Raw genomic sequence first — 25,563 nt, 5'->3', positions numbered from 1 at the left:
AGAATCAGTCCACCTTCCCCGAATTGGCCATGGATGCCTTTTCTTCCCAAGCCACAGAGTGACACGGGCCAGTCCACCATCACCAGCAGGGGGTACCTCTTGTCCATACGAGGCCGGTTCGGGCGGCGGCTGTTCCAGCTCTACGCGGGGCTCACCTTGTACGGCGTGAGTTCCGGGCTTCTCGTCGAGGCGGGCCTGGGTCTGGAGCCCTGGGGCGTGCTCCACCAGGGGCTCGCCGAGCACGTCGGGCTGAGCATCGGCACGGTGTCGATCATCGTGGGCGCGGCCGTGCTGCTCCTGTGGATACCGCTGCGCCAGCGCCCGGGCCTCGGCACGGTCTCCAACGTGTTCGTCATCGGCCTCGCCATGAACGCCACGCTCGCCGTCGTCCCCGGCGCACACACGTTCGCCGTGCGGATACCGCTGATGGCGGCGGGGATCGTACTCAACGGCGCGGCGACCGGGCTGTACATCGCGGCGGACTTCGGGCCCGGCCCCCGGGACGGTCTGATGACGGGTCTGCACCGGCGCACCGGACGGTCGATCCGGCTGATCCGGACCGCGATCGAGGTCGCGGTGGTCGTCACGGGTTTCGCGCTGGGCGGGACCATCGGTGCCGGGACCCTGCTGTACGCCCTGTCCATCGGGCCGCTGGCCCAGCTGTTCCTGAAGGTGTTCGCCGTTCCGCCGGCATCCTCAGGCAGCACGGTCGTTGCCAGGGGGTCATCGGAGCAGGCCATACTTCGCCCGTGAGCACGCTGATACGCCACCCGTACCTGGACCACCCGGGCCCCATCGCCTTCGCCCACCGCGGCGGGGCCGCCGACGGCCTGGAGAACACCGTGGCGCAGTTCCGGCGCGCCGTCGAGCTGGGCTACCGGTACATCGAGACCGATGTGCACGCCACGGCCGACGGCAGGCTCGTCGCCCTCCACGACGACACCCTGGACCGGGTCACCGACGGGGCGGGCCGGATCGGCGACCTGCCGTGGCAGGACGTACGGCACGCGCGCGTGGGGGGCCGCGAGCCGCTCCCCCTCTTCGAGGAACTCCTGGAGGAGTTCCCGGACGTCCGCTGGAACGTGGACGCCAAGGCGGAGCCCGCGCTGCGGCCGCTGCTGGACCTGATCGACCGCACGGACTCCTACGACCGGGTCTGCGTCGGCTCGTTCTCCGAGGCGCGGGTGCTGCGGGCGCAGCGCATCGCCGGGCCGCGGCTGGCCACCTCGTTCGGCACCCGCGGTGTGGTCGGACTGCGGCTGCGCTCCTGGGGGCTGCCCGCCTCGGTGCGCCGGTCGGCGGTCGCCGCGCAGGTACCCGAGTCGCAGTCGGGCGTCCCGGTCGTCGACCGGCGCTTCGTCCGCGCCGCCCACGCGCGCGGGCTGCACGTCCACGTGTGGACCGTCAACGAACCCGAGCGGATGCACCGGCTCCTGGACCTGGGAGTCGATGGCATCATGACCGATCACATCGACACGTTGCGTGAGGTCATGCAGGACCGCGGCGTCTGGGTCTGAGACGCGCGACGAGACTGCTGCGGGAAAGGCGAGGGCACGGGTGGGCACCGAAACCGTGCGGACGGAGGCCTCGGACGAGGTCACCGAGCTGCGGCGCGAACAGCGTGGCTGGTACGTCTACGACTGGGCGTGCTCGGTCTACTCGACGAGCGTGCTCACCGTGTTCCTCGGCCCGTACCTCACGTCGGTCGCCGACCACGCGGCCGACGCGGACGGCTATGTGCACCCGCTCGGCATCCCGGTCCGCTCGGGCTCCTTCTTCGCCTACTCGGTCTCCCTGTCGGTGATCGTGGCGGTCGTGCTGATGCCCCTGGTGGGCAGCCTGGCCGACCGTACGGGCCGCAAGAAGCAGCTGCTCGGCGCGGCCGCGTACACCGGGGCCGTCGCGACCACGGGCATGTTCTTCCTCGACGGCGACCGCTACCTGCTCGGCGGGCTGCTGCTGGTCGTGGCGAACGCGGCCCAGTCGGTCGCCCTGATGCTCTACAACTCCTACCTCCCCCAGATCGCCCCGCCCGAGGAACGCGACACGATCTCCTCCCGGGGCTGGGCCTTCGGCTACGCGGCCGGTTCCCTGGTGCTGATAGCCGACCTGGTCCTGTACTCCGCCCACGACTCCTTCGGTCTCTCCGAGACGGAGGCGGTCCGCGTCTGCCTGGCCGCGGCGGGTCTGTGGTGGGGCGCCTTCACCCTCGTACCGCTGCGGCGGCTGCGCGACCGGGGCGGCAGGGGGCGCGGCGCGGCCGGGGCGACGGCGCCCGGGCTGCGTCAACTCGCGGCGACCGCCCGGGACATGCGCCGCCATCCGCTGACGCTGTCCTTCCTGCTGGCGTACCTCGTCTACAACGACGGCATCCAGACCGTGATCTCCCAGGCGTCCGTCTACGGCTCCGAGGAGCTCGGGCTCGGCCAGTCGACGCTCATCGGGGCCGTTCTGCTGGTCCAGGTGCTGGCGGTGGCCGGCGCCCTGACGATGGGGCGGCTGGCCAGGACGTACGGCGCGAAGCGCACGATCCTCGGGTCGCTGGTGGCGTGGACGGTGACGCTGGCGGCCGGCTACTTCCTGCCGGCCGGGGCCCCGGTGTGGTTCTTCGTCCTCGCGGCCGGCATCGGTCTCGTCCTCGGCGGCAGCCAGGCGCTGTCCCGCTCGCTGTTCTCGCATCTGGTACCGCCCGGCAAGGAAGCCGAGTACTTCGCGGCTTACGAGATGAGCGATCGGGGGATGAGCTGGCTGGGGCCCCTGTTGTTCGGGATCACCTTCCAGCTGACCGGAAGCTACCGCTCGGCGATCATCTCGCTGGTGGTCTTCTTCGTCATCGGGTTCGCGCTGCTCGCGCGGGTGCCGGTGCGGCAGGCGATCGGCGAGGCCGGCAATCCGGTTCCGCAGAAGGTCTAGCAGAAGGTCTAGCGGAGGATCCGGCACGAGGGTCCCGCGGGAAGATTTAGCGTTCAACGCCGAAGAGCGGTAGTGTACGCGTTTGGCCTGCCAGGCGGACCGTTACTGCGCGTCAAAGATGCAGAAACGCTGGGTGACATCTGCTAGCAGATGTGACAAACCGGGCGCTGGTGGGTACAACAAGGGGCGGCTACGACGGCGACGCATGGCCCGGAACGGGAATCTTTACCGCCGACCGGACGTTGACCGGATGACGACGACAGCGACACCTGTCCTGTGGGCGACAAGCCCGGGAGGCACGATTCATGAGTGAGCGAGCTCTTCGCGGTACACGCCTCGTAGTGACCAGCTACGAGACGGACCGCGGTATCGACCTGGCTCCGCGCCAGGCCGTGGAGTACGCATGCGAGAAGGGGCACCGGTTCGAGATGCCCTTCTCGGTCGAGGCGGAGATCCCGCCGGAGTGGGAGTGCAAGGTCTGCGGGGCCCAGGCACTCCTCGTGGACGGCGACGGCCCTGAAGAGAAGAAGGCCAAGCCCGCGCGTACCCACTGGGACATGCTGATGGAGCGGCGCACCCGTGAGGAGCTCGAAGAGGTCCTCGAGGAGCGTCTGGCGGTTCTGCGCTCCGGCGCGATGAACATCGCGATTCATCCGCGGGACAGCCGTAAGTCCGCATAGTCCCGTGTAACGGGAATCCGACATAACAAAAACCGAGGGCGCCCTACGTTCGGTGAACGTAGGGCGCCCTCGGTTTTCCGGTGCTGTGTCCGCGGGCTCAGCGCGTCAGCGGCGGCCGCTCCCCCGTCGGCTCGTCGCCCCGCTGCTGACCGTCGTTCCGGATGATCACCTCGCCCTGGACCACCTTGCCGTCGGGGCGGTGCATACGGGCCTGCTGGAAGGCGTCGCCCAGGGTGCCGGGGGCGGACGCGCGGAGTCTGCGGTCGAGGGTGCGTTCGGTCAGGCGGGAGACCGCCTTCTGCACCGGCGGCAGCAGGAGCAGCAGGCCGAGTGCGTCGGAGACCAGGCCGGGGATCATGAGGAGCAGGCCGCCCAGCATCATCAGGCCGTTGCCGCCGCCCCGCTCCGGTGAGCCGCCGCGCTGGATCGCCTCGTTCAGACTCCGGAAGGCGCGGCGTCCGGCCCGCTTGATGACCACGGCCCCGGCGACGAAGCCCGCCACCAGCAGCAGGAGCACGGCCATGCCGCCCGCCGCGCCCGCGACGACCGTCAGCAGCCAGATCTCCAGCACCAGCCACGCGGCGAGCCCCAGCGGCAGATATCTGCCGAGCCGGGAACGCCGGGGCCGGGTGGTGGTCTGCGGAGGGGGCTGCGCGCCAGTCGTCATGCTCCCAGTGTGCCTGGGCCCGGCTCAGTGCGGGATAAGGGGGATGATCAGCGGGAATCGTCCGTCCGGGAAGCCGGCCCGCCCCTGCCGGTGATCTTGCCCATCCGCTCGGTGAGACCCCACGACGTGACCCGCCACAGGGCCTCCACCATGATGTCGCGGCTCATCTTGGAGTCGCCCAGCTCCCGCTCGACGAAGGTGATGGGCACCTCGACCACGTGGAAGCCGGCCTTGATCGCCCGGCGCGCCAGGTCGACCTGGAAGCAGTAGCCCTGTGACGCCACCTCGTCGAGTCCCAGGCCCTCGAGGGTCTCGCGCCGGAAGGCGCGGTAGCCGCCGGTGATGTCACGCAGCGGGAGGTCGAGCGCGAGACGGGAGTAGAGGGAACCGCCCCGGGAGATGAACTCGCGGGACTTGGGCCAGTTCACCACCCGGCCGCCGGGCACCCAGCGGGAGCCGAGCACCAGGTCGGCGCCCTTCAGGGCGGTCAGCAGCCGGGGCAGCTCCTCCGGCTGGTGGGAGCCGTCGGCGTCCATCTCGACGAGTACGCCGTAGCCGTTGTCCATGCCCCAGCGGAAGCCCGCGAGATAGGCGGCCCCGAGGCCCTCCTTGCCCTTGCGGTGCAGTACCTGGACGTGGTCGTCCTCGGCGGCCAGTTCGTCGGCGAGCTTTCCGGTGCCGTCGGGGCTGTTGTCGTCCGCCACCAGCACGTGCGCCTCGGGGACGGCCCGGCGTACCCGGCCGACGATGGACTTGATGTTCTCCGCCTCGTTGTACGTGGGGATGATCACCAAGGCCGTGCCGAGCGGGCCGAACCGCCTCTCCTGGGCCTGTGCCGCGAGGGTCCCGTCGCCGTCGTTCACTGCTGCCCCTTCATGTCGTACGCAGGGGACCACCATAGTGGCCACCGCCTGCACTGACGTGACAGCTCGAGCGTGTGGTGGTGTCGATTCCGCAAGAACGGGGTAAGGATGCCCGTTTCGGGTGCCGTTCATCCATGATTCCGCCGGCCCGTTCGGCTGCGGATGGGGGCCCGGCGCCCTTCGGGCCGACCTGGGACCCGCTGGCTGCGGGTCGACCGAAAGCCGTTGTCTACTGAGCGTCCGGGCCCCACCCGGGTCACACCTCCCGACCGGCCGGAACGTTCCCTCGTCGGCGCGGGCGCTGAGCCTGGCTCCCAGTGGCGGCACCCCGGTGCGGGGCCCCGTCCCTGACCCAGCGGCGCTGCGACGAGTGCGCGAACTGCTCCCCGGTCGGGCGTCCGGTGGTGGACTCGGCCGAACCTACCGGCCCGCTGCCGCTGGCTGTCAACAGCCGTCTGACCTGCGTAAACGGCATCAAACCCCTGGTCAGAGCGGAGGATGCGCAGGTCGCGCGACGCAGCGGCGACCGTCGATGACGACCACGCCACCCCGGGAGATCACTCGCCCGGCCGTACGAACACGGTCCGGCCGCCCACCACGGTGCGCAGACAGACCGGAAGCTCCTGGCCGGGGGTCAGATCGGGCAGGCCGGGGGTGCCGGAGCGCGGGTCGGTGGACCAGCGGGCGACCCGGTCGTCCGGGGCCTGCACCACCAGTTCCTCGGTGCGCCAGACCGCGTAGTCGGCGGGCGCGCCCGGCACCAGGACGCCCGCGTCGTCCCGGCCGGTCGCCCGCCAGCCGCCCCTCGTGTGCGCGGTGAACGCGGCGCGCACCGAGACCCGGTGCCCGGGCGTGCGGTGGAAGGCGGCGGCGCGCACGGTCCCCCAGGGGTCGAGCGGGGTGACCGGGCTGTCGGAACCGAAGGCGAGGGGGACCCCGGCCTTGAGGAGGGCCGCGTAGGGGTTGAGGGTGCGGGCCCGCTCGGCCCCGAGCCGCTGGGCGTACATGCCGTCGGCGCCGCCCCACAGCGCGTCGAAGGCGGGCTGCACGGAGGCGATCAGCCCGAACTCGGCGAAGGCGGCGATGTGCTCGGGGGTGAGCATCTCGGCGTGCTCGACACGGTGCCGGGCGGCACGGACGCGGGCCGGGCCGACCTTCTCGGCGGCGGCTCGCACGCCCTCCACCACCGCGCTCACGGCAGCGTCCCCGATGGCGTGGAAGCCCGCCTGGAGTCCGGCTTCGGTGCACGCGGTGACGTGGGCGGCGACCGCGGCCGCGTCCAGGTAGGCGGAGCCGGTGGTGTGGCCGGCGTCGGCGTAGGGCTCGTGCAGGCAGGCGGTGTGCGAGCCGAGCGCCCCGTCGACGAAGAGGTCTCCGGCGGCGCCGAGGGCGCCCAGCTCGCGCGCCTTGTCGGCGTCCTCCTCCGCCCAGTAGCCGACCACCCGCGGGCCGGGAGTCCGCGCGGCCAGCCGCAGGAGGCCGGTGAAGTCGTCCTCGGAGGAGATCTTCGGTCCGCCGCACTCGTGGACGGTGCCGATCCCGAGGGAGACGGCGTGCGCGAGGGCGGCGCGCTGGGCCTCGGCGCGCTGGGCGGGCGTCACGGCCGCGAACGCGGCGGCGCGCACGGCGTGGTGGGCGTCGCCGGCGAGCGGAGCGTCCTCCCGGGGGACCGCACCGGGGACCAGGTCCAGCAGGGCCGTGCTCACGGCGGCCGAGTGGACGTCGATGCGGGAGAGATAGAGCGGGCGCCCCCCGGTGGCCGCGTCCAGCTCGGCGCGGGCCGGCGGACGGCCGTCCGGCCAGCGGGAGGCGTCCCAGCCGTGCCCGAGCAGCACCCGGTCGTCCGGGCGTGCGGCGGCGAAGTCCCGTACCAGCGCGAGCGCCGCGTCCAGCGAGCCGGCCCCGGACAGGTCGAGCCCGGTCAGCGCCAGTCCGGTGGACGTGGTGTGGACGTGGGCGTCCGTGAAGGCGGGGGTGACCAGGGCCCCGTCCAGGTCCACGACCTCGTCGACCCCGTCCGCGAAGGCGTCGGCGGCCCCCTCGGACCCGACCCAGGCGACCTGTCCGCGCTCCACGACCATCGCGGTCGCGAACGGATCGGCGGGACTGTGCACCTCGCCGCGGCGCAGCAGGACGGTCTGGGGCTTGGAGGCTCGATCACTCATGAGGAACAGTCTCACCCCTGCCACCGGCACCCCTGGACAGAGGGTGCCCCGGAGGCCCGTCAGGGGCGCGCCGGGGTGCACAGTCCCACCCACCGCGACGGCACCACCGACCGCGCGACGGTGCTCAGATCCGGGGCGGCCGTGCCTCGTACGGCGTCGACAGCACCACCGTCGTCCGGGTGGACACCCCCGCGAGCCCGCGCAGCCGGGCCAGCAGCTCCTCCAGCTCGTGCGGGGTCGCCACCCGCACCTTGAGGATGTAGTTCTCGTCGCCGGCCACGCTGTGGCAGGCCTCGATCTCGGGGACGCCGGCCAGCCGGTCCGCGATGTCGTCGGGGGCGCTGGGGTCGAAGGGTTTCACGGAGATGAACGCCGTCATGGGCAGCCCGACGGCCTCCGGGTCGACGACCGCGGCGTAGCCGCGGATGACGCCGCGCTGCTCCAGCCGGCGCACCCGCTGGTGCACGGCCGACGTGGAAAGGCCCGTGGCCTTGCCCAGGTCGGTGTAGCTCATCCGCCCGTCCTTGACGAGCAGCTGCACGATTTGACGGTCCAGCTCCTCCATGGCGCAAAAGCTACCGTGCACCTGATCTCCTGGGATACCTCGGCCACCCGGCTCACGGCCGGTTCGTGATGTCCCGGAGGGCAGGTTGCGGGCCCGCCGAGGGACAAAACCACCGCACCGGGCACCTGCGGGCGGCATGTGACGAACGCCACAGCTCTTCGGCGGCCTCCGTGATGGTCTCGTGATTACCGCCAGGACCGGACGGGAAGTGCTTGCTGTGGTCGAGGCCGCAGCGCCGATACGGCCCAGCCCGAGGGGGAGTTACCCATGCAGAGTCTTAAGCGCCCTGGTCGTCCCACGTCCAAGCGCCCGCAGCTGGTCGTCGAGCCCGAGCCGGAGGGCGTCGAACCCGACCTCTACGAGGCCGATGAACTGGACGCGTACGACACCTTCGAGATGTACCGGGTGATCTGCCCGGACTGCGCGCAGCCGATCGCGCTGCTGGCGGACGAGGAGTTCCTGCCGGAGCACGCGCTGTGCGCCTCCCCGTGGAACCCGTTCGGCCTGACCGTCTGTGCCGGGACGGGCCGTGCCTCGGCCGAGGCCTCGTCCGCCGACGAGTCGGTCGAGCCGCAGGAGCAGGACACCGCCCTCCTGCTCACCCTTCCGCAGGGTCTGGACTGGCGGACGCAGCCCTTCTCGCACGTCGGCGGCCCGGGCTCGCGCCCGATGCGCGTACCGACGATGCGCCGCCTCGGCGGCAGTGACCTCGGTCGTCAGGCCGCCTGAGTCACCGCACCGCGTCCCAGTAGCTGCCCTGCACCATGGCGCGCAGACTGCCGTGGTGCAGGATCAGTGTGTCCGGATCCGCCGGGACGGCGACCTCACCGAAGTACACCTGGCGGTAGGCGATGCGCAGCATGACGATCGCGTGCCGCAGGGCGGCGTACAGGGTGTAGAAGTCCATGTCCCGCGGGACATGGCCGGTCAGCCGGGCGTAGCGGGCCTCGACCCGCTCACGGCGCAGGAACCCCGGCAGTCCCCGCTGTCCGGAGCCGGCCGTGAGGTCCTGGAAGAAGCGGTGCAGGTAGACGGTCCAGCCGAGGTCCACCTCGCGCGGGGCCGGCGCGGCCATCTCCCAGTCGAGTACGGCGACGGGGTCGAAGCCGTCGTAGACCACGTTCCCGATGCGGGCGTCGCCCCAGTTGAGGACCGGGGTGCCGGGCTCGGCCGGCCACAGCTCGGCCAGCCGGTCGAACGCGGCCTCGATCAGGGGTGAGCGGGCGAGTCCGTCCACCACCCAGTCGTAGTAGGCGCGTTGGGACTCGACGTGCCGGCTCAGGGTGTCGCCGTCCCCGGGCAGCGCCAGGAACTCCGCCTCTTCGAGGGGGACTTGGTCGTGCAGCCGGGCCAGCAGGCCGACGGACGCCGCTTCGAGGCGCTCGCGCTCGGCATCGCTCGCCGCGTGCAGCCAATTCCCCTCGTACGTATAGGGCATGACGTCGGGTGGGACACGGCCCTCGGCCCGTTCCATGACGAGGAAGGGCGCGCCGAGCGGCCCTGGATCCTCCTCCAGCCACCGGACCCTGGGCACCGGCACGTCCGTGTGTTCGGCGACCAGCCGCATGGTGCGGTACTGGCGGGTGAGGTCGTACGTGGGAAAGACCGTGTACGCCGAGGGGTCGGCCGCCAGCCTCAACGCGCAGGCCCGCAGCGGCGGGTGGGGGTGCTCGATGTCGAACAGCAGGGTCTCGCTGGACATGCCGTTGGAGGCGGGGACCGTGATGCCGACGGCCCGGGCGCCGGGGAGCCGGGCGTCCAGCCAGGCGGTCAGCCGACGGCCGAGCTCCTCCGGGTCGCGCGTGGTGGTGCGTGGGCGTGGTGCCGTCGTCATCCCGGCCTCTTCCCTCAGGGCGCCACCGAGTCGAAGCCGGTGAAGCCGCTCGGATCGTGCCTGCCGAACGAGCCGTGCTCGAAGATGCCGTGGCCGGTCCGGCCGTCCAGCCGGAAGCGTGCGGAGTGGTCGGTGACTCCGTAGGCCGCGCGCGGGTGCGGTGCGGTCATGTCGTAGGTACGGCGGTCCGTCCAGGCGCGGCCCTGCCAGGTGCCGTGCTGCCAGTCGTCCGCCGGCGGGTAGCCGGCACCGATCGCCAGCGGCGAGGAGGCGAGGAACTCCACCTGGAGTTCCAGGGGCTTGCGCGGGTCGCCGAGGTGGACGACGGCGCGCTCCGGGTGCCGGGTGCCGGAGCGGTAGCTGATCTCCGACCGCGGCCAGCCGAGTTGGCGGTCGCGATGGCCGGGCCGGACCAGGGTGGCGTCGTTCAGGGTGCGGTAGCCGTCGGCGTCCTCCTGGGTGATGACCATCAGGAAGCGGTCCTCGAAGCGGACCGGGCACCAGATCCAGTGGAACCCCTCGGCCGGGTTCTCCTGGGCGAGCCGTCCGCCGTCCTCCCCCGGTATCGGGCGGACGCCCCAGCTGCGGTCCCGGGTGCCGCTCCAGCCGGCGGGGTCGACGCGGAACTCCTCGCCGCCGGCCCGGATCACCCCGGACACTCCCCCGGCCTGCACGAACCTGCGCCCCTCCAACGTCAGCCGGTCACCCCGGCGTTGCAGGTGGTGCGGCTCCCACAGGGCCGGGAAGCCGGCGGTCCAGGTCAGGTCGCAGGAGATCGAGTCGTCGCAGGTCAGACGGAAGCGCCGGAGCGGCTCCTCGACCTCGATGCGCAGGGGTCCGACCACGAGCCGCATCCGGTCGTCGCCGAGCGCGTCCGAGGCGCGTACCGCGTGCAGGATGTCCCCGGTGCGCAGGGTGGCGTAGGCGTCGATCACTCCGACGTTCGGGTAGACGCCGAGGCCGAGGATGAGCAGGGCGCGGCCGTCGTGGTCGAAGACGTGGAAGATGCAACGGTCGTAGGCGTTCCGGTCCCCGCTGGCGACGTGCTTCATGGAGAGCGGGACCTGGTGCACCGGGTACTCGTCGAGCGGTACGGGACGGTCGTCGGCCATGGCGGGCCTCCCCGGAGGGCTGGAGACGGTCCGGCTGACGGTATGTCAGAAATTCGGGAGTGGCCAGATGCGGGACCGGACGTCCACGAACTCACGCACGATTCGGGCGATCGGTGACCAGGGCGGCCACCCCCGCGTTGGCCGGGCATGACGACCACCTACACCGCCCTCGGCCGTCAGCGCCGTATCTTCGTACCCCCGCCCGCGGCACCGGCCCCGGCTCCGCCGCCCGCACCGCAGGATCCGCCGATCTACCGTGATCTGATGCGGACCTGGGCCGACCGGGGCCGCACCCTGCCGGGCCGCCACGACCCCGAGTGGGTCAGGCTGGCGGCTCCGACGGTCTCACGCGGGCAGTTCAGCGGCTTTCCGGCCCCGCCACATGACGGGCGATGACCATCCGCTGGATCTGGTTGGTGCCCTCGACGATCTGCAGGACCTTGGCCTCGCGCATGTAGCGCTCGGCCGGGAAGTCGGCGGTGTAGCCGTAGCCGCCCAGGATCTGGACCGCGTCGGTGGTCACCTTCATCGCGGTGTCGGTGCAGTGCAGCTTGGCCATGGCGGCCTGTTTGGCGAACGGCCGGCCGGCGTCGCGCAGCCGGGCCGCCGCGAGGTAGAGGGCCCGGCCGGCCTCGATCTGGGTGGCCATGTCGGCGATCATGAAACGCAGGCCCTGGAAGTCGGAGATCGGGTGGCCGAACTGCCGCCGTCCGGTGGCATAGGCGACCGCCTCGTCCAGGGCCGCCTGGGCGAGGCCGATGGCGCAGGCGGCGATGCCGAGCCGGCCGGAGTCCAGTGCGGACAGGGCGATGGCGAAGCCCTGGCCCTCCTCGCCGAGCCGCCGCTCGTCCGGGACCCGGACGTCGCCGAAGTGCACCTGGGCGGTGGGCGAGCCCTTCATGCCCATCTTCTTCTCGGGCGCCGCGGCGCTCAGGCCCTCGGCGTCGCCGGGGACCAGGAAGGCGGTGATCCCGTGCGAGCCCTCTCCGCCCGTGCGGGCCATGACCGTGTAGAAGTCGGCGATGCCACCGTGCGTGATCCACGACTTGGTGCCGTTGATCACCCAGTCGTCACCGTCCCTGACCGCCTTCGTGCGCAGCGAGGCCGCGTCGGAGCCGGAGGCCGGCTCCGACAGACAGTAGGCGCCGAGCAGGCCGCCACCGAGTATCGCGGACAGGCGTTCGACCTGCTGCTGCTTGGTGCCGTAGGCGGCGAGCGCATAGCTCGCGAGCGTGTGCACGCTGACGCCGAGGCCGACGGTGAGGCGGGCCGCGGCCAGTTCCTCCAGGACCTGGAGGTAGACCTCGTAGGGCTGGTCTCCGCCGCCGTACTCGGCGTCGTACGGCAGGCCGAGCAGTCCTGACGCGGAGAGCAGGGTGAAGACCTCGCGCGGGAAGCGTCCGGCGTCCTCCTCCTCGGCCGCCCGGGGCGCGATCTCGCGCTGGGCGATCTCACGGACGAGCGAGATCAGGTCCCTTGCCTCTTCCGTGGGCAGTTGACGCTCCACCGGCTGCGGGTCGCGGTCGGACATGGCGTCGGTCTCCTCCCTGTCGGGCACCGGCGGTCACAGCCCGTCGGGTAGGGGCGGCTCCGCCTGTCGTTCGAGTGCGGCCGAGGTGGGCGTTCCGGGTCACGGAAGCTGCTGACCAGCGGCTGCGCAGTGAGTATGCCCGATCAGGGACCTTCCGTCACCAGTTAACGACCGCTTACTTCGCCAATTCCAGGACAACATCCGGCCGGCCCGATATTGGTACGAACCATTGACCCGACTGGTCTAGTCCTCCTAAGGTTCATGACCAACGCTTTACCGCGTTCATGCCAATCGGCGCGCGTTCCCCTCTCCCCCAGGAGGAGACACCCGATGCACACCTCTCACCGCTCCCGGTTCCGGGCGCTGCTCTCCGCGGCCTGTTGCGCCGTCCTCGGCGCCGGGCTGCTGGCCGGCGCGGGCACCGCGTCGGCGGCCGCCCCGGCCGCTCCCCAGGTGCAGGCCGGCTCGAAGGTCGTCGGCTACTTCACGGAATGGGGCGTCTACGACCGCAAGTACCTGGTCAAGAACGTCGAGACCTCGGGCTCGGCCGCCAAGCTCACCCACATCAACTACGCCTTCGGCAATGTCACCGGCGGCAAGTGCGCGATGGGCGACTCGTACGCCGCGACCGACCGCGCCCACACCGCCGCCGAGTCGGTGGACGGGGTCGCGGACACCTGGGACCAGCCACTGCGCGGCAACTTCAACCAGCTGCTCAAGCTGAAGAAGAAGCACCCGAACCTCAAGATCCTCTGGTCCTTCGGCGGCTGGACCTGGTCGAGCGGGTTCGGCGAGGCCGCCAGGAACCCGGCGGCCTTCGCCCAGTCCTGCTACGACCTGGTCAAGAACTCCAAGTGGGCCGGTGTCTTCGACGGCATCGACATCGACTGGGAGTACCCGAACGCCTGCGGCAGCACCTGCGACACCAGCGGCCGGGACGCGTTCAAGAACCTGATGGCGGCGCTGCGCTCGAAGTTCGGGAGCAGTGCGCTGGTCACGGCCGCGATCACCGCCGACGCGACCAGCGGCGGCAAGATCGACGCGGCGGACTACGCGGGCGCCGCGCAGTACGTCGACTGGTACAACCCGATGACGTACGACTACTTCGGCGCCTGGGACGCGACCGGGCCGACGGCCCCGCACTCGCCGCTGAACTCCTACTCGGGCATCCCCAAGGCGAACTTCTCCACGTCGGCGACCATCGCCAAGCTCAAGGGCCTCGGCATCCCGGCCTCCAAGCTGTTGCTCGGCATCGGCTTCTACGGCCGCGGCTGGACCGGCGTGACCCAGGCGGCGCCCGGCGGCTCGGCCACCGGCCCGGCGGCGGGGACCTACGAGGCGGGCATCGAGGACTACAAGGTGCTCAGGACCAAGTGCCCGGCGACCGGCACGGTGGGCGGCACGGCGTACGCCAAGTGCGGCAGCGACTGGTGGAGTTATGACACCCCGGCGACTATCGCGACCAAGATGACGTACAAGAACCAGCAGGGCCTGGGCGGCACCTTCCTGTGGGAGCTGAGCGGCGACACAGCGGGCGGTGAGCTGGTCAAGGCCGTCAACTGACCCCGGTCACGGGGGCTCGGGGCGGGGGTTCCACGAGACCTCCGCCCCTTGTACGTGTCAGGCGTCCCGGCGGGCCGGGGCCGGGGCACGGTAGGCGGGGTCCAGTTCCTCGATGGCACGCATGGTGCCGCCGAGCGTCTTGACCAGCAGCTCGCACATGGTCTCGCGGGAGAGTTCGGGGTGGTCGATCCAGTTGAGGGTCGCGCCCTCCACGCTGCACAGCCAGGAGAGCAGCCCCATCCTGGCGAGCGGACCGATGTCGGTGCGCCCGTAGGCGCCCTCGGCGATGGTCCCGACCATCGCCTCGCGCACCCCGTCCCGGATGGAGTGCACCTCGGTGTCGAAGCCGACGCCACCGCTGACGATCGTGCGGTACGCGGCCTGGTGGTACTCGGCGTAGCGCAGGTAACTGTCGATGGTGCGGTGGACGCGGTCCACCTGGGGCAGTTCCAGGCCGCTCGCGGCATAGGTGACCAGGTCGGCGACCGAGTCCTGGATGATCGCCAGGTAGTAACCGCGCTTGGACTGGAAGTAGTAGTAGATCAGCCCTTTGGCGACATGCGCCTGCCTGGCGATGTCGTCCATGGAGAGCGCGTCGTACGAGGTGTCGGCGAACAACTTCCGGCCGATGGCGATGAGTTCGGCACGACGGGCCACGGACCGCTCGGTGCCGCGCGCCCGGGGACGGGCGGCGGCACGTTGTTGACTAATATTCAATTTAGACCCTGGTCTCAGCAGGCTGCGGGACATCCGCAGTATGCCAGGTCGGACAGTGGGTCAGGTCACAGCAGCCCGAGTTGGGTCACCAGCATGGCGACGACCACGACAAGGGTCCAGCCCATGACGTGTTCCAGAACCTTCGGGCCGTCGTCCCTGGGACCGCCGGTACGGGCACGGGCGGCGGTGGTGGAGTGCGCGGTCATACCGTCCACCCTGCCACCGATTGCGGCATTTGCGGCGGAGAGCTTGGTCACAGGAAAGCGGCCCCCGGTCCGTCCGAGGGCCGCCGTGGCGCCCGGTCAGCGCACGCCCACCGCCGCGAGCGCCCTGAGCTGGCCCGGGCTCGGGCAGGCCGGGAAGTACAGGTAGCAGACCCCACCGGTGCCGGAGCTGATGTTGCCGCTCGCGTTGTACCGCTTGGTTCTCAACCAGATGTTCTCGAACTCCCGCCGCGGGTAGACCCGGCGGACCGCGTCGTCGTCGGCCGAGCAGGGGTCGTTGGCGATCACGTCACCCTCCGCGGTGAAGCCGATCACCGTCATGAGGTGCCCGGAGGTGCCGTACCCGGCGCCGGTCAGCTCGCTCTCCAGGAACGACTGGGACGTTATGGCCGGAATGCCGGCCGCGATCAGCGTCTCCAGGTCGGTGAGCGAGCCGAGTCGCGTTATCACGCCCTGAAGGTCCTTGTAGGTCGACGCGTAGGCGGCGTTGAACGGCCAGTTGCCGCAGCCCGCGTACTGGTAGTCGTAGGTGTAGCGGGCCGCGTGGCAGACCTGGGGATCGGCGTACGACGGGTCGACCCAGGCCAGTTGCGCGGGGGTGAGCCGGCCGCCCCAGTACTCGACGATCATCTGCGAGGAGGTGGGGCTGCACCAGGCCTCGCCGCCGTTGTCGTACTCGGGGTACTGGCCCTTGTGGATCTCCTGCGAGTAGCGCGGCACCTTCAGTTCCTGGGCCAGCCCCGGGGTGGAGGCCGGGACGGTGAAGCGGTCCGGGATGTCGGAGCCCATGGCGCCGAGCCGCCAGACGGTCGGGGTGAGCTTGGTGCCGGGCTTGCGGTAGAGGGTCAGCCGCAGCTGGTAGGAGGTGAGACGCAGGCCGGTGGCGGCGTCGTCGATGGCGAAGGTGTCCGTCCAGACGGTGCTCCTGCCGTCCGTCTGGCCGTCCACCGAGGTCCGCTTGATGTCCTGGTCGCCGGCCGCCCAGCGGCCCATCACGTACCAGGGGGTCGGGGTGCCGTCGGAGTAGGTGCCGAGCAGTTCGACCTGGATCCAGGTGCCGGCCGGGGTGTCCGCGTTCCAGGAGGCGATGGTCTCGGTGGCGGGCACGGTGAGCCGGCGTACCGGCCCGGTCCAGGTGCCGTACTCCCACTGGCCGGTGGTGCCGGTGTGCGGGTCGGTGTAGGAGGTGATGCCGGCGGGGGTGCGGATCACCACGCCGGGGCGGCGGCCCGCGACCGCCCCCACGCCCTTGGCGGAGCCGGTCCGCCAGTCGCTGTAGGTCGTCCACGCGTGGTAGTCGACCGGACGGGTCTGGGCCCGGCCGGCGTCCTCCGTCTCGGTCTGCGACGCCGCGGCCGCGGGGACCGCCGGGATCACTCCCTGCGCGACGGCGGCCGCCGCGACCGAGGCCGCGGCGGCCAGAACTGTTCTGCGGGACGGCTGTTCGGCTCTGCTCATGGGTGGGAGACCCCCAGGTGTACGCGACGCTGCTGGTCCGGTGCGCCAACTATGGAGCAGCGGGCATGCCCCTGCCAGCACTTCCGGCGATGCCACGCCCACCAATATTGGTCTCGTCCGCTGAAAAGGCCCCGGCGCCCCGCGCCGGGGCCTTCTTCACCGGTGTCAGATGAGGTCCATCGCGGCGACCTCGTCGGGGCGGCCGTAGCTGACCGGGCCCTGGAAGCGGCGGCGGGCGGTGGCGAACCACCAGGCCGTGGCCACGATCAGTACGACGGCCAGGGCGATCGGCGCGTAGTTGAAGGTGTCGACGGTGATCGGCGAGGCCTGCGGCAGCATGAACAGGATGCTGCTCAGCAGGATCCAGATCACCGCCAGCCAGCCGACCGGCCTGCTCCAGCGGCCCAGGTTCCACGGTCCCGGCCGGAACTCGTCGCCGAGGCGCAGCCGCAGGAACACCGGCACGGCATAGGCGAGGAACAGCCCGACGACGTTGACGCTGACGATCGCGGTGAACGCGGTGTGCGACCACCATCCCGGCACGATCAGGGCGAGGGAACAGGCCACCGCGAGCCATACGGCCTTGACGGGGGTGCGGGTGCGGGGCGAGACCGAGTGCCACAGCCGGGAGCCGGGCATGGCGCCGTCCCGGGAGAAGGCGAAGATCTGCCGGGTGTTGCTGGTGAGGTTGGCGAGTCCGCAGAAGAGCATGGCGCCGATGACCACGAGCAGCATCGCCTTGGCCCAGCCCATGCCGAGTCCGTCGATGAGAATCTGGACGGGCGGCGCGGAAGAGCTCGCCACCTTGTCGTAGTCGCCGATGCTGTACACCAGCGCGAGCATCAGGACGAGGCCCGTGATCGCCGAATAGCCGATCGAGCGGATGATCCCCCTCGGGGCGTTCACGGTCGCCCGGACCGTTTCCTCGGACATGTGGAAGCTGCCGTCGAAGCCGGTGAAGGTCCAGCTGGTGACGAGCAGGCCGAGCATGCCGCCGTAAAGGCCGTTGGTGAAGCCGGTGTTGTTCACGAAATGCGTCACGAAGGACGCCGACTGGTGATCGGCCGGCATCACGATCAGTGTGCTCACGATCACCACGAGTCCGATCAGCAGCCACCACACGGAAATCCGGTTCAGCACGGCGACGAGCTGGACGGTGTAGGTGTTGGCGAGCCCCTGGACCACGATGATCAGGGCCGTGATCAGGACCGTCTGGTGGGCGGTCGGGGCGTAGGAGGACCACTGCAGGGCGATGAAGGCCTGGATGAAGGTGGCGGCCGCGTATCCGGTGGCCGCGGTCCCACCGATCTGGCCCACGAAGTTCAGCCAGCCCGTGTACCAGGACCACGCGCCCTTGTGCCGTTTGGCGAGTTTGCCGGCCGAGAAATACAGCGCGCCGCTCGTGGGATAGGCGGACGCCACTTCCGCCATGGCGGCGCCGATGCACAGCACCATCACGCAGACGCCGATCCAGCCGAACACGAGAATGCGGGGACCGCCCGCGTTCATTCCGAATCCGAAGGACGAGAAGATTCCGGAGAGAATATTGATGATGGTGAAGGAGATGGCGAAATTGTCGAACGCCTGGAATCGGCGGGTGAGTTTCCGCGGATAACCCATCGCGTGCAGGGTCGCGTCGTCGTCGAGGGTGACGGGGTCGTCCGCTGTGCGTTCTGACACGTGCCGGCCTTTCTCTCTGTGGGGGGCTCTCTAGGAGGGGATGGGCAGGCCGCAGGCGCGGCGGGCCCGGGAGAGCTGTTCGGCGGGATCACCGAAGACGCTCCAGGGCATCCGTGAGGCGTACCGCCCCATGGCCGTGAAGACCGCCCGGGCCTCGAACTCGCGCTGGGCCATGACCAGCGCGTGCGCGAGGTAGGCCTGGTCGAGCACCGGGGTGAAGCGGTATCCGGCCATGGTGGGCAGCCAGTTGTGGTAGATCGACAGCGCGGTGGCACGCCACTGCGGCTGCTCCCACACCCGCTCGGCGAGGAGTTGGCCGGGGTTGTGGCTCTCGACCAGTGCGACCAGGGGCAGCAGCCGGATCGCCGAGTCGGCGGGGGCCCGCTGGGCGAGGAAGGCGGCGACGTCCCAGGCCGCGTTCACCGAGCCGCCGTAGCGGGTGAAGAAGAAGGAGAGGAAGCGGTGGTGGGCCTCGCGGTGCCAGGGGTCCAGGGCGAGCGTGCGCGCGAACAGCCGCCACGGGCCGGGCGGTGAGGTCAGCAGGCCGCTGGGGGCGCGGTCGTGCGGGCGGTGCAGCCGGGCCATGGCCAGCTTGGCGGCCCAGGGGGTGGGGTCGGCGGGGTTCATCGCGGAGGCCCGGTCACAGGCGGCGAGGGCGATCCGCTCCAGCGCCTCGGCGCGCTCGTCGCGGGCGTCGGCCGCCCGGATCGCCCGCTGCACCGCCACCCGGGCCCACATCAGCGCGGACTCGGGGCCCGGCTCCTCGGCCAGCCAGCGCTCGACCAGATCGGTGCCGGCCGCCTCGGAGGCCAGGACCAGGGAACGATGGGCGCGCAGGGCGAAGTCGGTGCGCGTCTCGGCCAGGGCCTCGCGGGCACTGCGATATCTCCCGGCGCGCACATCCACGCACACGCTCGCGAGCACGCGGTCATCGGCCGCCGGATGCCATACGTACTGCCCCTCGAATAACTCCGCGGCCATCTTCCCCTGTCCGTCCCCGTTCGACGCGTCGCCGTCGCACAGAAAGCACCCTACTCAGCGGCGGCCACACCGGGAACGCCTGAATTCGACATATCGGTCAGCGGGTCGGAAATATCGACGGGGCCGCCACAGAACGGCTCGAAATTAGTTCAAGCCACTACTTTCCATGGGGCCGCGAACGTCCGCTATGCGCCGCACTACTAGAATGTTTCCGGAAAACACCCCACAGCACGCGACACCCCCCACCACACCTCGGCACACCTCGGGAATCGTCATTCACCGTCTCGCCTCCTCGCTCCAGGGCCTGCCGCCCTCCTGCGGCCCGGTCCGCCTCGTCGGCGTCGACGGGCACGCCGGTTCCGGGAAGACCACCTTCGCCGGGCGGCTGGCGGCCGCGCTGGGCGGGGCGCCGGTGCTCCACCTCGACGACATCGCCAGCCACGAGGAGCTGTTCGCCTGGACCGGCCGGCTGCTGACCCAGGTGATCGAGCCGCTCGGCCGCGGCGAGACCGCCCGCTACACCCCCTACGACTGGCACGCTCGCGCCTTCGGCCCGCCCCGCCCGCTGCCGCCGGCCCCCGTGATCCTCGTCGAGGGCGTCGGCGCCGGCCGGCGCGCACTGCGCCCGTTCCTGGCGCGCCTGCTGTGGATGGAGGTGCCGCGGGAGGAGTCCTGGACCCGGGGCAGGCTGCGGGACGGGACGGAACAGCGGGAGTTCTGGGCCGAGTGGGTCAGGGCGGAACACGCACATTTCATCGAAGACCCCTCGAGGCCGTACTCCGATCTCCTGGTGACACAGTCACAGAAGGGGTACGAGGTACTTCCGGGGCCTGTGACCACTGTTGGACCGGACCAGACGGTCACCCACCGTGAGGGGCCGTCGGCGATGTGCTGAACTTGTGAAGACGCGTCCGGAACAAGTTGCCTCAGTACCTCAACTCGGCTTGACCCAAGGGCCGTACAGGACTTACGTTCTCAATGAGCGGCCCTTGGGAGCCGCCGCACAGACGCGAAGCCCCCGGTTGTTCCCCCGTGATCGGGGGCTTCGTTCTGCCCTTTACCCCTTTTGTGCGTGCCGTGCGCACTTCGCCGCTCACCCTCGGTCACCGAGCCGCGTGCGCCCCATCTGCTCCCACCTCGTCAAACGGCCTGTGCGGCACCCTTCGGCAGGCGGTGGAACCGCAGGTACGATGCCCTCGGTGCGACCTTCGAACGGCTGCTTCGCGCACCTGCAACTCCGGTCCGCGGCACAGCGGTTCGACCAACGGCGGCCATCGGGGGGAGCCCGGGGGCCAACCACGGGCACGGTTTGTGGGGGACGTGATGGATTTCGGCACGCAGGGCCCCGAGGCCCCGGCCGACCTCGCCTGGCTGCGAGGCGTGGACGCCTACACGATGGGCGCCTATCCGCAGGCGGAGGAGGAGTTCCGCGCCGCGGTACGGATGGATCCCGGGATGGCCGACGCCTGGCTCGGGCTGCACGCGCTGCGCGTGGACACGACGACCGCGCTGCTCAGGATGTTCCGCCACCGGGACCGCTTCGGCGATCAGCGTGCCCGGCACCGCCGCGCGCTCAACTCCTGGTACTGGCTCGGCTGGTGGGTACAGCCGGTCCTGGAGAGTCCGCGCGATCTGCTGCTCGCGCACGCCTCGCACTGGCTGGACGGCCGGCACGTCCCGGAGCTCGACCGGGCCCTCGCCGGGCTGCCGCCCGTGGACGCCGACCCCCAGGTCCGCTTCCTGCACGCCTGCCGGGCCTATCTGGTCAAGGACTGGGAGCAGCTGGTACGGCACACCGATCCGCTCCTCGACGATTCCATGCTGGGCATCGAGGCCGGGCTCTTCGGTGGCATGGCCCGGGTCCGCCTCGAAATGTACGGCCAGGCCGAACCGCTGCTCTCGGCGGCGCTGATGCGCTGCCGCAGCGAGCAGCCGCAGCGCAAGGAGCTGCGCTACTGGCTGGCCCGCGCGCACGAGGGCACCGGGCGCAGCGCCGCCGCGCTCCCCCTCTACCGGGCCGTGCACCGCGTCGACCCGGCGTTCATGGACACCTCCGCACGGCTGGCCGCGATCGCCGAGGGGGACGGGTACGACGACAGCGCCGACCTCGCGGCGATCACGCTGACCGGCGCCGGGCAGGACGTCGTGGACGGGCCGGACATGCTCGACCCGCTCTTCGGCACGGAGGGCCGCGACCTGCGGTTCGGGGAGGCGGAGCCGCCGGCCGGGGCGATGCCGTCGGTGGTCGATCCGGCGGTCCGCGAGAAGGTCGTGTCCTCGCCTCCGCTGCCGGCCGGGCCGACCGACCCCGCGTTACTCGAGGAGGCGCTCACCGAGCTGGAGCGGATGGTCGGCCTCGAACCGGTGAAACGGCAGGTCAAGGCGCTGTCCGCGCAGTTGAACATGGCCCGGTTGCGGGCCGGGCAGGGGCTGCCGGTGCAGCCGCCGAAACGCCACTTCGTCTTCTCCGGCCCGTCGGGCACCGGGAAGACCACGGTCGCCCGGATCCTCGGGCGGGTGTTCTACGCGCTGGGGCTGCTGGGCGGCGACCACCTGGTGGAGGCGCAGCGGGCGGATCTGGTGGGCGAGTACCTCGGCCAGACCGCGGTGAAGGCGAACGAACTGATCGACTCCGCGATCGGCGGGGTGCTCTTCGTGGACGAGGCGTACTCGCTGTCCAACTCCGGCTACGGCAAGGGCGACGCGTACGGCGACGAGGCCCTGCAGGTGCTGTTGAAGCGGGCCGAGGACAACCGCGACCACCTGGTGGTGATCCTGGCCGGCTATCCGGAGGGCATGGACCGCCTGCTGGCCGCCAACCCCGGGCTCTCCTCCCGCTTCACGACCCGCGTCGACTTCCCCTCCTACCGGCCCCTTGAGCTGACCGCGATCGGCGAGGTGCTCGCCGGGGAGAACGGCGACGCGTGGGACGAGGAGGCGCTGGAGGAGCTGCGGTCGATCGCCGGGCACGTGGTCGACCAGGGGTGGATCGACGAACTGGGCAACGGGCGGTTCCTGCGGACCCTGTACGAGAAGAGCTGCGCGTACCGCGACCTGCGGTTGTCGGTGTATCCCGGAGCGCTGACGCGGGACGACCTGGCGACCTTACGGCTGCCGGACCTGATGCAGGCGTACGGGGAGGTCCTGTCGGGGCGGGGGCCGCAGGATCCGGCCGCGATGTAGGGGCCCGGTCCGGCGGTCGGTCGGCTCGGTCGGGGGGATGCCGTGGCGGGGGACGAAGGACCGGCGGGAGAGCACGGTCTGTTCGAGTCGGAGACCGTCCTGGTCGGTCAGCCTAAGCGGTCGTGGTGGCGCAGGTACACGGGGCCCGCCCTGGTCGTGTCCACCCCTGCGGGGACCCCGCTTGGTCAGGTCGTCTACACCGACGACGCGTACGGCGTCCTCGCGACGACGTCCGGCCGGTTCGTCGTCCGTATCGAGCAGTCCGGTCCGGCGCGGTTCCGCCTCACCGACGCCGCGGACCGGGAGGTCGGCACCGTAGACGCCCGTGGCCCGGCCGGGACACGGCGGCTGGCTCTCGGGACGCAGGGGGGACGCCGGTTCCTCCTCACGCGGCCGGGTCTGCTGTCCACCGAGTGGGATCTCACACAGAGCGGTCCGGACGGGGGTCCGGCGCCGGAGCTCCTCGGCAGGGTCACCGCGAGCACCGTCGACGCGTGGCTCGGGCTGCAGCGGTACCTGGTCGAGGTGGACCCCCGCCTGGACGCCTCGGATCGGCGCACCGTCCTCGCCTCGGTCGTCTGCCTGCACCGGCTCCGCCGGCCTCCGGGTGGCACCGGCTCGCCGGGGTGAGGCCCGGCAGGAGCGTGCGCGTCCGCGAGCGGCCGGGATCGCCGTGACCCCGGCCGCTCGCGGCGGCTGTCGCCGGTCCCCCGGTCAGACGGCGAGCCTCTCCGCCAGGGCGTCCAGGCCGTCCCGGTAGATGCCCTGGAAGAGTGCGTTCGCCTCGGCGTCGGTGACGCCGTCCGCGGTGAAGGTGCCCGACCACTCCACCCGGCACCCGTCGTCGCCGCGGTCGAGGACCTGGAGCGTGGAGCGGTACCCCGTGACGGGGAAGGGCGCCCGCACGATGGAGTAGGTGTAGCTGCGGGCCCTCTCGTCGAAGGCTTCGAGCCGCTCGACGATGACGCCGCCCTCGGCGTTCGTCAGCGTGCGCAGCCGTCCGCCCTCGCCCGGCACGCTCTGCGTGATGTACGGCAGCCAGTCGGGCAGGGAGCCGAAGCCGCCGATGAGCTGCCACACTCGGTCGGCGGACTGCCGGACGTCGAGGGTGGCGCGGGCGGCGCTCACGAGGCCTCCGTCAGCGGGACCGGCGCGTCGTGCGCGATGATCTTCTGCTCGCGCAGGGCCTTCCAGAAGCCGTACGGGATGTGTTCGACGAGCGCGGAGAGGTCCTCGGCGATCCGGCTGGGCCGGGTCGCGCCGGGGATGGCCGCGGCGACGGCCGGGTGGGCCAGCACAAACTGGAGGGCGGCGGCCTTGATGCCGATGCCGTGCTGTTCCGCGAGGGTCTTGATCCGGCCGACCTTGTCCACGATGTGCGCGGGCGCCTCGGCGTACTCGAAGTGGCTGCCGCCGGCCAGGATTCCGGAGCTGTAGGGGCCGCCGACCACGATGTCGACGGCGCTCTCGGCCGCGGCGGGCAGCAGGCGCTGGAGGGCACGGGTGTGGTCGAGCAGCGTGTACCGGCCGGCCAGCAGGAACGCGTCGGGGCGCGGTTCCTCCAGGTCCAGTGTGATCTCCAGCGGCTCGACCTTGTTGACGCCGAGGCCCCAGGCCTTGATGACGCCTTCCTCGCGCAGCCGGGTCAGCGCGCGGAACGCACCGGTGCGGGCGCTCTCGTACACGCCGACCCAGTCGTCGCCGTAGAAGTCCTGGGCGACGTCGTGCACCCAGACGATGTCCAGGCGGTCCGTCCTGAGGCGCTTCAGGCTGTCCTCGACGGAGCGCAGCGTCGCGTCGGCGCTGTAGTCGTTGACCATCTTGTTGGGGCGGCCGTGCTCGAACAGGGCGCCCTTCTGACCGAGTTGGCGGCTCGCAGGATCCTCGACCTCGTCGAGGATGACCCGGCCGACCTTGGTCGACAGGACGTACTCGTCGCGCGGCTTGCCGGCCAGGACGTCGCCGAGCCGGATCTCCGCCAGGCCCGCGCCGTACAGCGGCGCGGTGTCGAAGTAGCGGATGCCCTGGTCCCAGGCGGCCTGCACGGTGGCGGCGGCCTCGTCGTCGGGGATGGCGCGGAACATGTTGCCGAGCGGTGCGGTGCCGAAGCCGATACGGCCCGGCAGAAGGGAGCGGATGCTCATGGTGGTGCCTCAATCTGCTGTGCGGCGTGGGGGGTACGAAGTGGGGGTGTCCGTTGCCGGTGGGGCGTCGGCCCTGGTCGGCGGCTAGTTGAGGGTGTCGGGGTCCGGGCCCGTGCGCATGCCGCGGTCGAGCGCGGTGAGCGCGTCGGTCTCCTCGGCGGTGAGCTCGAAGTCGAAGACGTCGAGGTTCTCGCGGATCCGGGTCTGCGTGACCGACTTGGGGATGACCACGTTGCCGATCTGCAGATGCCAGCGCAGGACGACCTGGGCCGGGCTCTTGCCGTGCGCGGCGGCGATGGTGGTGACCGCGTCGTCCTTGAGGACGGCGCCCTGGGCGAGCGGGCTCCACGCCTCGGTGGCGATGCCGTGCCGGGCGTGGAAGTCGCGCAGTTCCGCCTGCTGAAGGCCCGGGTGGAGCTCGACCTGGTTCACGGCCGGGACGACGGAGGAGGCGTCGAGCAGACGCTCCAGGTGTGCGGGCTGGAAGTTGGAGACGCCGATGGCGCGGGTGCGCCCGTCGGCGTACAGCTTCTCCAGGGCACGCCACGTGTCGAGGTACAGGTCGCGGGCCGGGGTCGGCCAGTGGATGAGGTAGAGGTCGACGTGGTCCAGGCCGAGCCGGTCCAGGGAGGCGTCGAAGGCGGCGAGCGTGGTGTCGTGGCCCTGGTCGGTGTTCCACAGCTTCGTGGTGACGAACAGCTCGTCGCGGGCGATGCCGGAGTCGGCGAGCGCCCGGCCCACGCCGCGTTCGTTGCCGTAGATCGCGGCGGTGTCGATGCTGCGGTAGCCGGCCCGCAGGGCGTCGGCGACGGCGCCCGTGGTCTCCTCGTCGGGTACCTGGAAGACACCGAAGCCCAGCTGCGGCATGGTGACGCCGTTGTTGAGGGTGACGGCGGGGATGGAGGTCACGAAGTTCTCCCTGTCCTAGTCGATCCCGCCGGCCGCCGGGGGCGAGGGGGGATCGTCCGTGGGTACGTAGTCGATGGTCCGTGTTGTGCGGCGTCGGCGCGCGGTCAGCGGTGCGCGGCGACGGGCGTCCGGTGGTCCGAAGACTCGGCCACAATAGTTGCAGACGCCGGTTAATTGCAAACGCGGCATATCGGCGTACGCGCCACGGGGCGGGCGGGAGGTCGTCCGTGCGGGCTCGCGCATGCGCGGAAGCCGGGGGTGGCGGCCGGGGCCCGGCCCCCGCCGTCCGGGGGGGGGCGCCCCCCCCGCCCAAAAACCCGCGCCCCCCCGGCCCCGGCGGGGGGGGGGGGGGGGGGCGCGCCCCACCCGGGGGC

24 protein-coding genes are annotated in these 25,563 nt (G+C 71.3%); 9 read left to right on the top strand and 15 right to left on the bottom strand.

Annotated features, from left to right (window positions below):
* The first annotated feature begins 33 nt into the window (after positions 1-33).
* From ACFXI4_RS23435 to ACFXI4_RS23420, 4 genes are all read left to right on the top strand, one after another.
* A complete protein-coding gene (locus ACFXI4_RS23435) occupies positions 34-753 on the top strand; it encodes a YitT family protein (protein WP_384993993.1) in 720 nt (239 codons plus the stop codon).
* Positions 750-1,517 (top strand): glycerophosphodiester phosphodiesterase, encoded by a 768-nt coding sequence (locus ACFXI4_RS23430; RefSeq protein WP_384993991.1) that lies wholly within the window; start codon positions 750-752, stop codon positions 1,515-1,517. Before ACFXI4_RS23435 ends, ACFXI4_RS23430 begins: the two co-directional genes overlap by 4 nt.
* Positions 1,518-1,557: 40 nt before the next feature.
* Entirely contained in the window at positions 1,558-2,913 is a 1,356-nt protein-coding gene (locus ACFXI4_RS23425; protein WP_384993989.1) for an MFS transporter, read from the top strand.
* Between the two features lie 305 nt (positions 2,914-3,218).
* Positions 3,219-3,593 (top strand): RNA polymerase-binding protein RbpA, encoded by a 375-nt coding sequence (locus ACFXI4_RS23420; RefSeq protein ID WP_010046329.1) that lies wholly within the window; start codon positions 3,219-3,221, stop codon positions 3,591-3,593.
* Positions 3,594-3,690: 97 nt separating this feature from the next.
* On the opposite strand, the gene fxsA is transcribed toward ACFXI4_RS23420, so the two are convergent.
* The 4 genes from fxsA to ACFXI4_RS23400 form a co-directional block, all read right to left on the bottom strand.
* Positions 3,691-4,260, bottom strand: coding sequence for an FxsA family membrane protein (gene fxsA / locus ACFXI4_RS23415; protein WP_384993986.1), 570 nt, complete (start codon positions 4,258-4,260; stop codon positions 3,691-3,693).
* A 47-nt stretch (positions 4,261-4,307) separates the two neighbouring features.
* Positions 4,308-5,123, bottom strand: coding sequence for a polyprenol monophosphomannose synthase (locus tag ACFXI4_RS23410; RefSeq protein WP_384993983.1), 816 nt, complete (start codon positions 5,121-5,123; stop codon positions 4,308-4,310).
* A 557-nt stretch (positions 5,124-5,680) separates the two neighbouring features.
* Positions 5,681-7,288 carry an amidohydrolase gene (locus ACFXI4_RS23405; RefSeq protein WP_384993981.1) on the bottom strand — a complete coding sequence of 536 codons (1,608 nt, stop codon included), beginning with the start codon at positions 7,286-7,288 and terminating at the stop codon, positions 5,681-5,683.
* A gap of 124 nt (positions 7,289-7,412) precedes the next feature.
* Positions 7,413-7,853: an Lrp/AsnC family transcriptional regulator gene (locus tag ACFXI4_RS23400; protein WP_053759891.1), complete on the bottom strand. Its 441-nt coding sequence runs from the start codon at positions 7,851-7,853 to the stop codon at positions 7,413-7,415.
* A gap of 267 nt (positions 7,854-8,120) precedes the next feature.
* On the opposite strand from ACFXI4_RS23400, the gene ACFXI4_RS23395 reads away from it, so the two are divergent.
* Positions 8,121-8,582 (top strand): hypothetical protein, encoded by a 462-nt coding sequence (locus tag ACFXI4_RS23395; RefSeq protein ID WP_362722006.1) that lies wholly within the window; start codon positions 8,121-8,123, stop codon positions 8,580-8,582.
* A 1-nt stretch (position 8,583) separates the two neighbouring features.
* Here ACFXI4_RS23395 and ACFXI4_RS23390 read toward each other — a convergent pair whose 3' ends face one another.
* The 3 genes from ACFXI4_RS23390 to ACFXI4_RS23380 all read right to left on the bottom strand — a co-directional run bounded on the left by ACFXI4_RS23390 (position 8,584) and on the right by ACFXI4_RS23380 (position 12,330).
* The gene (locus tag ACFXI4_RS23390; RefSeq protein ID WP_384993979.1) at positions 8,584-9,687 is read right to left on the bottom strand and encodes a phosphotransferase family protein; all 1,104 of its coding nucleotides are present in this window, start codon (positions 9,685-9,687) and stop codon (positions 8,584-8,586) included.
* A 14-nt stretch (positions 9,688-9,701) separates the two neighbouring features.
* A complete protein-coding gene (locus ACFXI4_RS23385; RefSeq protein ID WP_384993976.1) occupies positions 9,702-10,799 on the bottom strand; it encodes a hypothetical protein in 1,098 nt (365 codons plus the stop codon).
* Between the two features lie 358 nt (positions 10,800-11,157).
* Positions 11,158-12,330, bottom strand: coding sequence for an acyl-CoA dehydrogenase family protein (locus ACFXI4_RS23380; RefSeq protein WP_384993973.1), 1,173 nt, complete (start codon positions 12,328-12,330; stop codon positions 11,158-11,160).
* 330 nt (positions 12,331-12,660) lie between these two features.
* Between ACFXI4_RS23380 and ACFXI4_RS23375 the strand changes: the two genes are divergently transcribed.
* Complete coding sequence (locus tag ACFXI4_RS23375) at positions 12,661-13,893, top strand: glycoside hydrolase family 18 protein (protein ID WP_384993971.1); 1,233 nt, start codon at positions 12,661-12,663, stop codon at positions 13,891-13,893.
* Positions 13,894-13,950: 57 nt separating this feature from the next.
* On the opposite strand, the gene ACFXI4_RS23370 is transcribed toward ACFXI4_RS23375, so the two are convergent.
* From ACFXI4_RS23370 to ACFXI4_RS23350, 5 genes are all read right to left on the bottom strand, one after another.
* Entirely contained in the window at positions 13,951-14,610 is a 660-nt protein-coding gene (locus ACFXI4_RS23370) for a TetR/AcrR family transcriptional regulator (RefSeq protein ID WP_362722013.1), read from the bottom strand.
* Between the two features lie 65 nt (positions 14,611-14,675).
* Complete coding sequence (locus ACFXI4_RS23365; RefSeq protein ID WP_362721993.1) at positions 14,676-14,816, bottom strand: SCO1431 family membrane protein; 141 nt, start codon at positions 14,814-14,816, stop codon at positions 14,676-14,678.
* 96 nt (positions 14,817-14,912) lie between these two features.
* On the bottom strand, positions 14,913-16,292 hold the full coding sequence (locus ACFXI4_RS23360) for a peptidase C39 family protein (protein WP_384993968.1): 1,380 nt from the start codon (positions 16,290-16,292) through the stop codon (positions 14,913-14,915).
* Positions 16,293-16,457: 165 nt separating this feature from the next.
* Positions 16,458-17,912 (bottom strand): amino acid permease, encoded by a 1,455-nt coding sequence (locus ACFXI4_RS23355; protein WP_384994072.1) that lies wholly within the window; start codon positions 17,910-17,912, stop codon positions 16,458-16,460.
* A gap of 90 nt (positions 17,913-18,002) precedes the next feature.
* A complete protein-coding gene (locus ACFXI4_RS23350) occupies positions 18,003-18,953 on the bottom strand; it encodes a hypothetical protein (protein WP_384993965.1) in 951 nt (316 codons plus the stop codon).
* 205 nt (positions 18,954-19,158) lie between these two features.
* Here ACFXI4_RS23350 and ACFXI4_RS23345 point away from each other — a divergent pair, with 205 nt between their 5' ends.
* The 3 genes from ACFXI4_RS23345 to ACFXI4_RS23335 all read left to right on the top strand — a co-directional run bounded on the left by ACFXI4_RS23345 (position 19,159) and on the right by ACFXI4_RS23335 (position 22,766).
* Positions 19,159-19,848 carry a uridine kinase gene (locus ACFXI4_RS23345; protein ID WP_384993963.1) on the top strand — a complete coding sequence of 230 codons (690 nt, stop codon included), beginning with the start codon at positions 19,159-19,161 and terminating at the stop codon, positions 19,846-19,848.
* Between the two features lie 428 nt (positions 19,849-20,276).
* Positions 20,277-22,136: an AAA family ATPase gene (locus ACFXI4_RS23340; protein WP_384993961.1), complete on the top strand. Its 1,860-nt coding sequence runs from the start codon at positions 20,277-20,279 to the stop codon at positions 22,134-22,136.
* A 42-nt stretch (positions 22,137-22,178) separates the two neighbouring features.
* Positions 22,179-22,766 (top strand): hypothetical protein, encoded by a 588-nt coding sequence (locus ACFXI4_RS23335; protein ID WP_384993958.1) that lies wholly within the window; start codon positions 22,179-22,181, stop codon positions 22,764-22,766.
* A gap of 84 nt (positions 22,767-22,850) precedes the next feature.
* On the opposite strand, the gene ACFXI4_RS23330 is transcribed toward ACFXI4_RS23335, so the two are convergent.
* The 3 genes from ACFXI4_RS23330 to ACFXI4_RS23320 form a co-directional block, all read right to left on the bottom strand.
* Entirely contained in the window at positions 22,851-23,264 is a 414-nt protein-coding gene (locus ACFXI4_RS23330) for an SRPBCC family protein (protein ID WP_362731251.1), read from the bottom strand.
* The gene (locus tag ACFXI4_RS23325; RefSeq protein WP_362731249.1) at positions 23,261-24,280 is read right to left on the bottom strand and encodes an aldo/keto reductase; all 1,020 of its coding nucleotides are present in this window, start codon (positions 24,278-24,280) and stop codon (positions 23,261-23,263) included. Before ACFXI4_RS23325 ends, ACFXI4_RS23330 begins: the two co-directional genes overlap by 4 nt.
* Positions 24,281-24,364: 84 nt before the next feature.
* A complete protein-coding gene (locus tag ACFXI4_RS23320) occupies positions 24,365-25,147 on the bottom strand; it encodes an aldo/keto reductase (protein ID WP_384994070.1) in 783 nt (260 codons plus the stop codon).
* Positions 25,148-25,563: the final 416 nt, after the last annotated feature.

It is taken from the genome of Streptomyces sp. NPDC059224, assembly GCF_042754285.1.
Taxonomy (GTDB): Bacteria; Actinomycetota; Actinomycetes; order Streptomycetales; family Streptomycetaceae; genus Streptomyces.
This window is presented reverse-complemented; position numbering and strand designations above follow the sequence as displayed.

What these genes read in the sequence shown, in the direction of transcription:
- ACFXI4_RS23325 (WP_362731249.1), bottom strand. Translation starts at nt 24,280, where the DNA reads ATGAGCATCCGCTCCCTTCTGCCGGGCCGTATCGGCTTCGGCACCGCA.
- fxsA (WP_384993986.1), bottom strand. Translation starts at nt 4,260, where the DNA reads ATGACGACTGGCGCGCAGCCCCCTCCGCAGACCACCACCCGGCCCCGG.
- ACFXI4_RS23375 (WP_384993971.1), top strand. Translation starts at nt 12,661, where the DNA reads ATGCACACCTCTCACCGCTCCCGGTTCCGGGCGCTGCTCTCCGCGGCC.
- ACFXI4_RS23420 (WP_010046329.1), top strand. Translation starts at nt 3,219, where the DNA reads ATGAGTGAGCGAGCTCTTCGCGGTACACGCCTCGTAGTGACCAGCTAC.
- ACFXI4_RS23355 (WP_384994072.1), bottom strand. Translation starts at nt 17,912, where the DNA reads ATGGGTTATCCGCGGAAACTCACCCGCCGATTCCAGGCGTTCGACAAT.
- ACFXI4_RS23405 (WP_384993981.1), bottom strand. Translation starts at nt 7,288, where the DNA reads ATGAGTGATCGAGCCTCCAAGCCCCAGACCGTCCTGCTGCGCCGCGGC.
- ACFXI4_RS23385 (WP_384993976.1), bottom strand. Translation starts at nt 10,799, where the DNA reads ATGGCCGACGACCGTCCCGTACCGCTCGACGAGTACCCGGTGCACCAG.
- ACFXI4_RS23365 (WP_362721993.1), bottom strand. Translation starts at nt 14,816, where the DNA reads ATGACCGCGCACTCCACCACCGCCGCCCGTGCCCGTACCGGCGGTCCC.
- ACFXI4_RS23320 (WP_384994070.1), bottom strand. Translation starts at nt 25,147, where the DNA reads ATGCCGCAGCTGGGCTTCGGTGTCTTCCAGGTACCCGACGAGGAGACC.
- ACFXI4_RS23400 (WP_053759891.1), bottom strand. Translation starts at nt 7,853, where the DNA reads ATGGAGGAGCTGGACCGTCAAATCGTGCAGCTGCTCGTCAAGGACGGG.
- ACFXI4_RS23395 (WP_362722006.1), top strand. Translation starts at nt 8,121, where the DNA reads ATGCAGAGTCTTAAGCGCCCTGGTCGTCCCACGTCCAAGCGCCCGCAG.
- ACFXI4_RS23380 (WP_384993973.1), bottom strand. Translation starts at nt 12,330, where the DNA reads ATGTCCGACCGCGACCCGCAGCCGGTGGAGCGTCAACTGCCCACGGAA.
- ACFXI4_RS23360 (WP_384993968.1), bottom strand. Translation starts at nt 16,292, where the DNA reads ATGAGCAGAGCCGAACAGCCGTCCCGCAGAACAGTTCTGGCCGCCGCG.
- ACFXI4_RS23435 (WP_384993993.1), top strand. Translation starts at nt 34, where the DNA reads ATGCCTTTTCTTCCCAAGCCACAGAGTGACACGGGCCAGTCCACCATC.
- ACFXI4_RS23345 (WP_384993963.1), top strand. Translation starts at nt 19,159, where the DNA reads ATGTTTCCGGAAAACACCCCACAGCACGCGACACCCCCCACCACACCT.
- ACFXI4_RS23340 (WP_384993961.1), top strand. Translation starts at nt 20,277, where the DNA reads ATGGATTTCGGCACGCAGGGCCCCGAGGCCCCGGCCGACCTCGCCTGG.
- ACFXI4_RS23390 (WP_384993979.1), bottom strand. Translation starts at nt 9,687, where the DNA reads ATGACGACGGCACCACGCCCACGCACCACCACGCGCGACCCGGAGGAG.
- ACFXI4_RS23350 (WP_384993965.1), bottom strand. Translation starts at nt 18,953, where the DNA reads ATGGCCGCGGAGTTATTCGAGGGGCAGTACGTATGGCATCCGGCGGCC.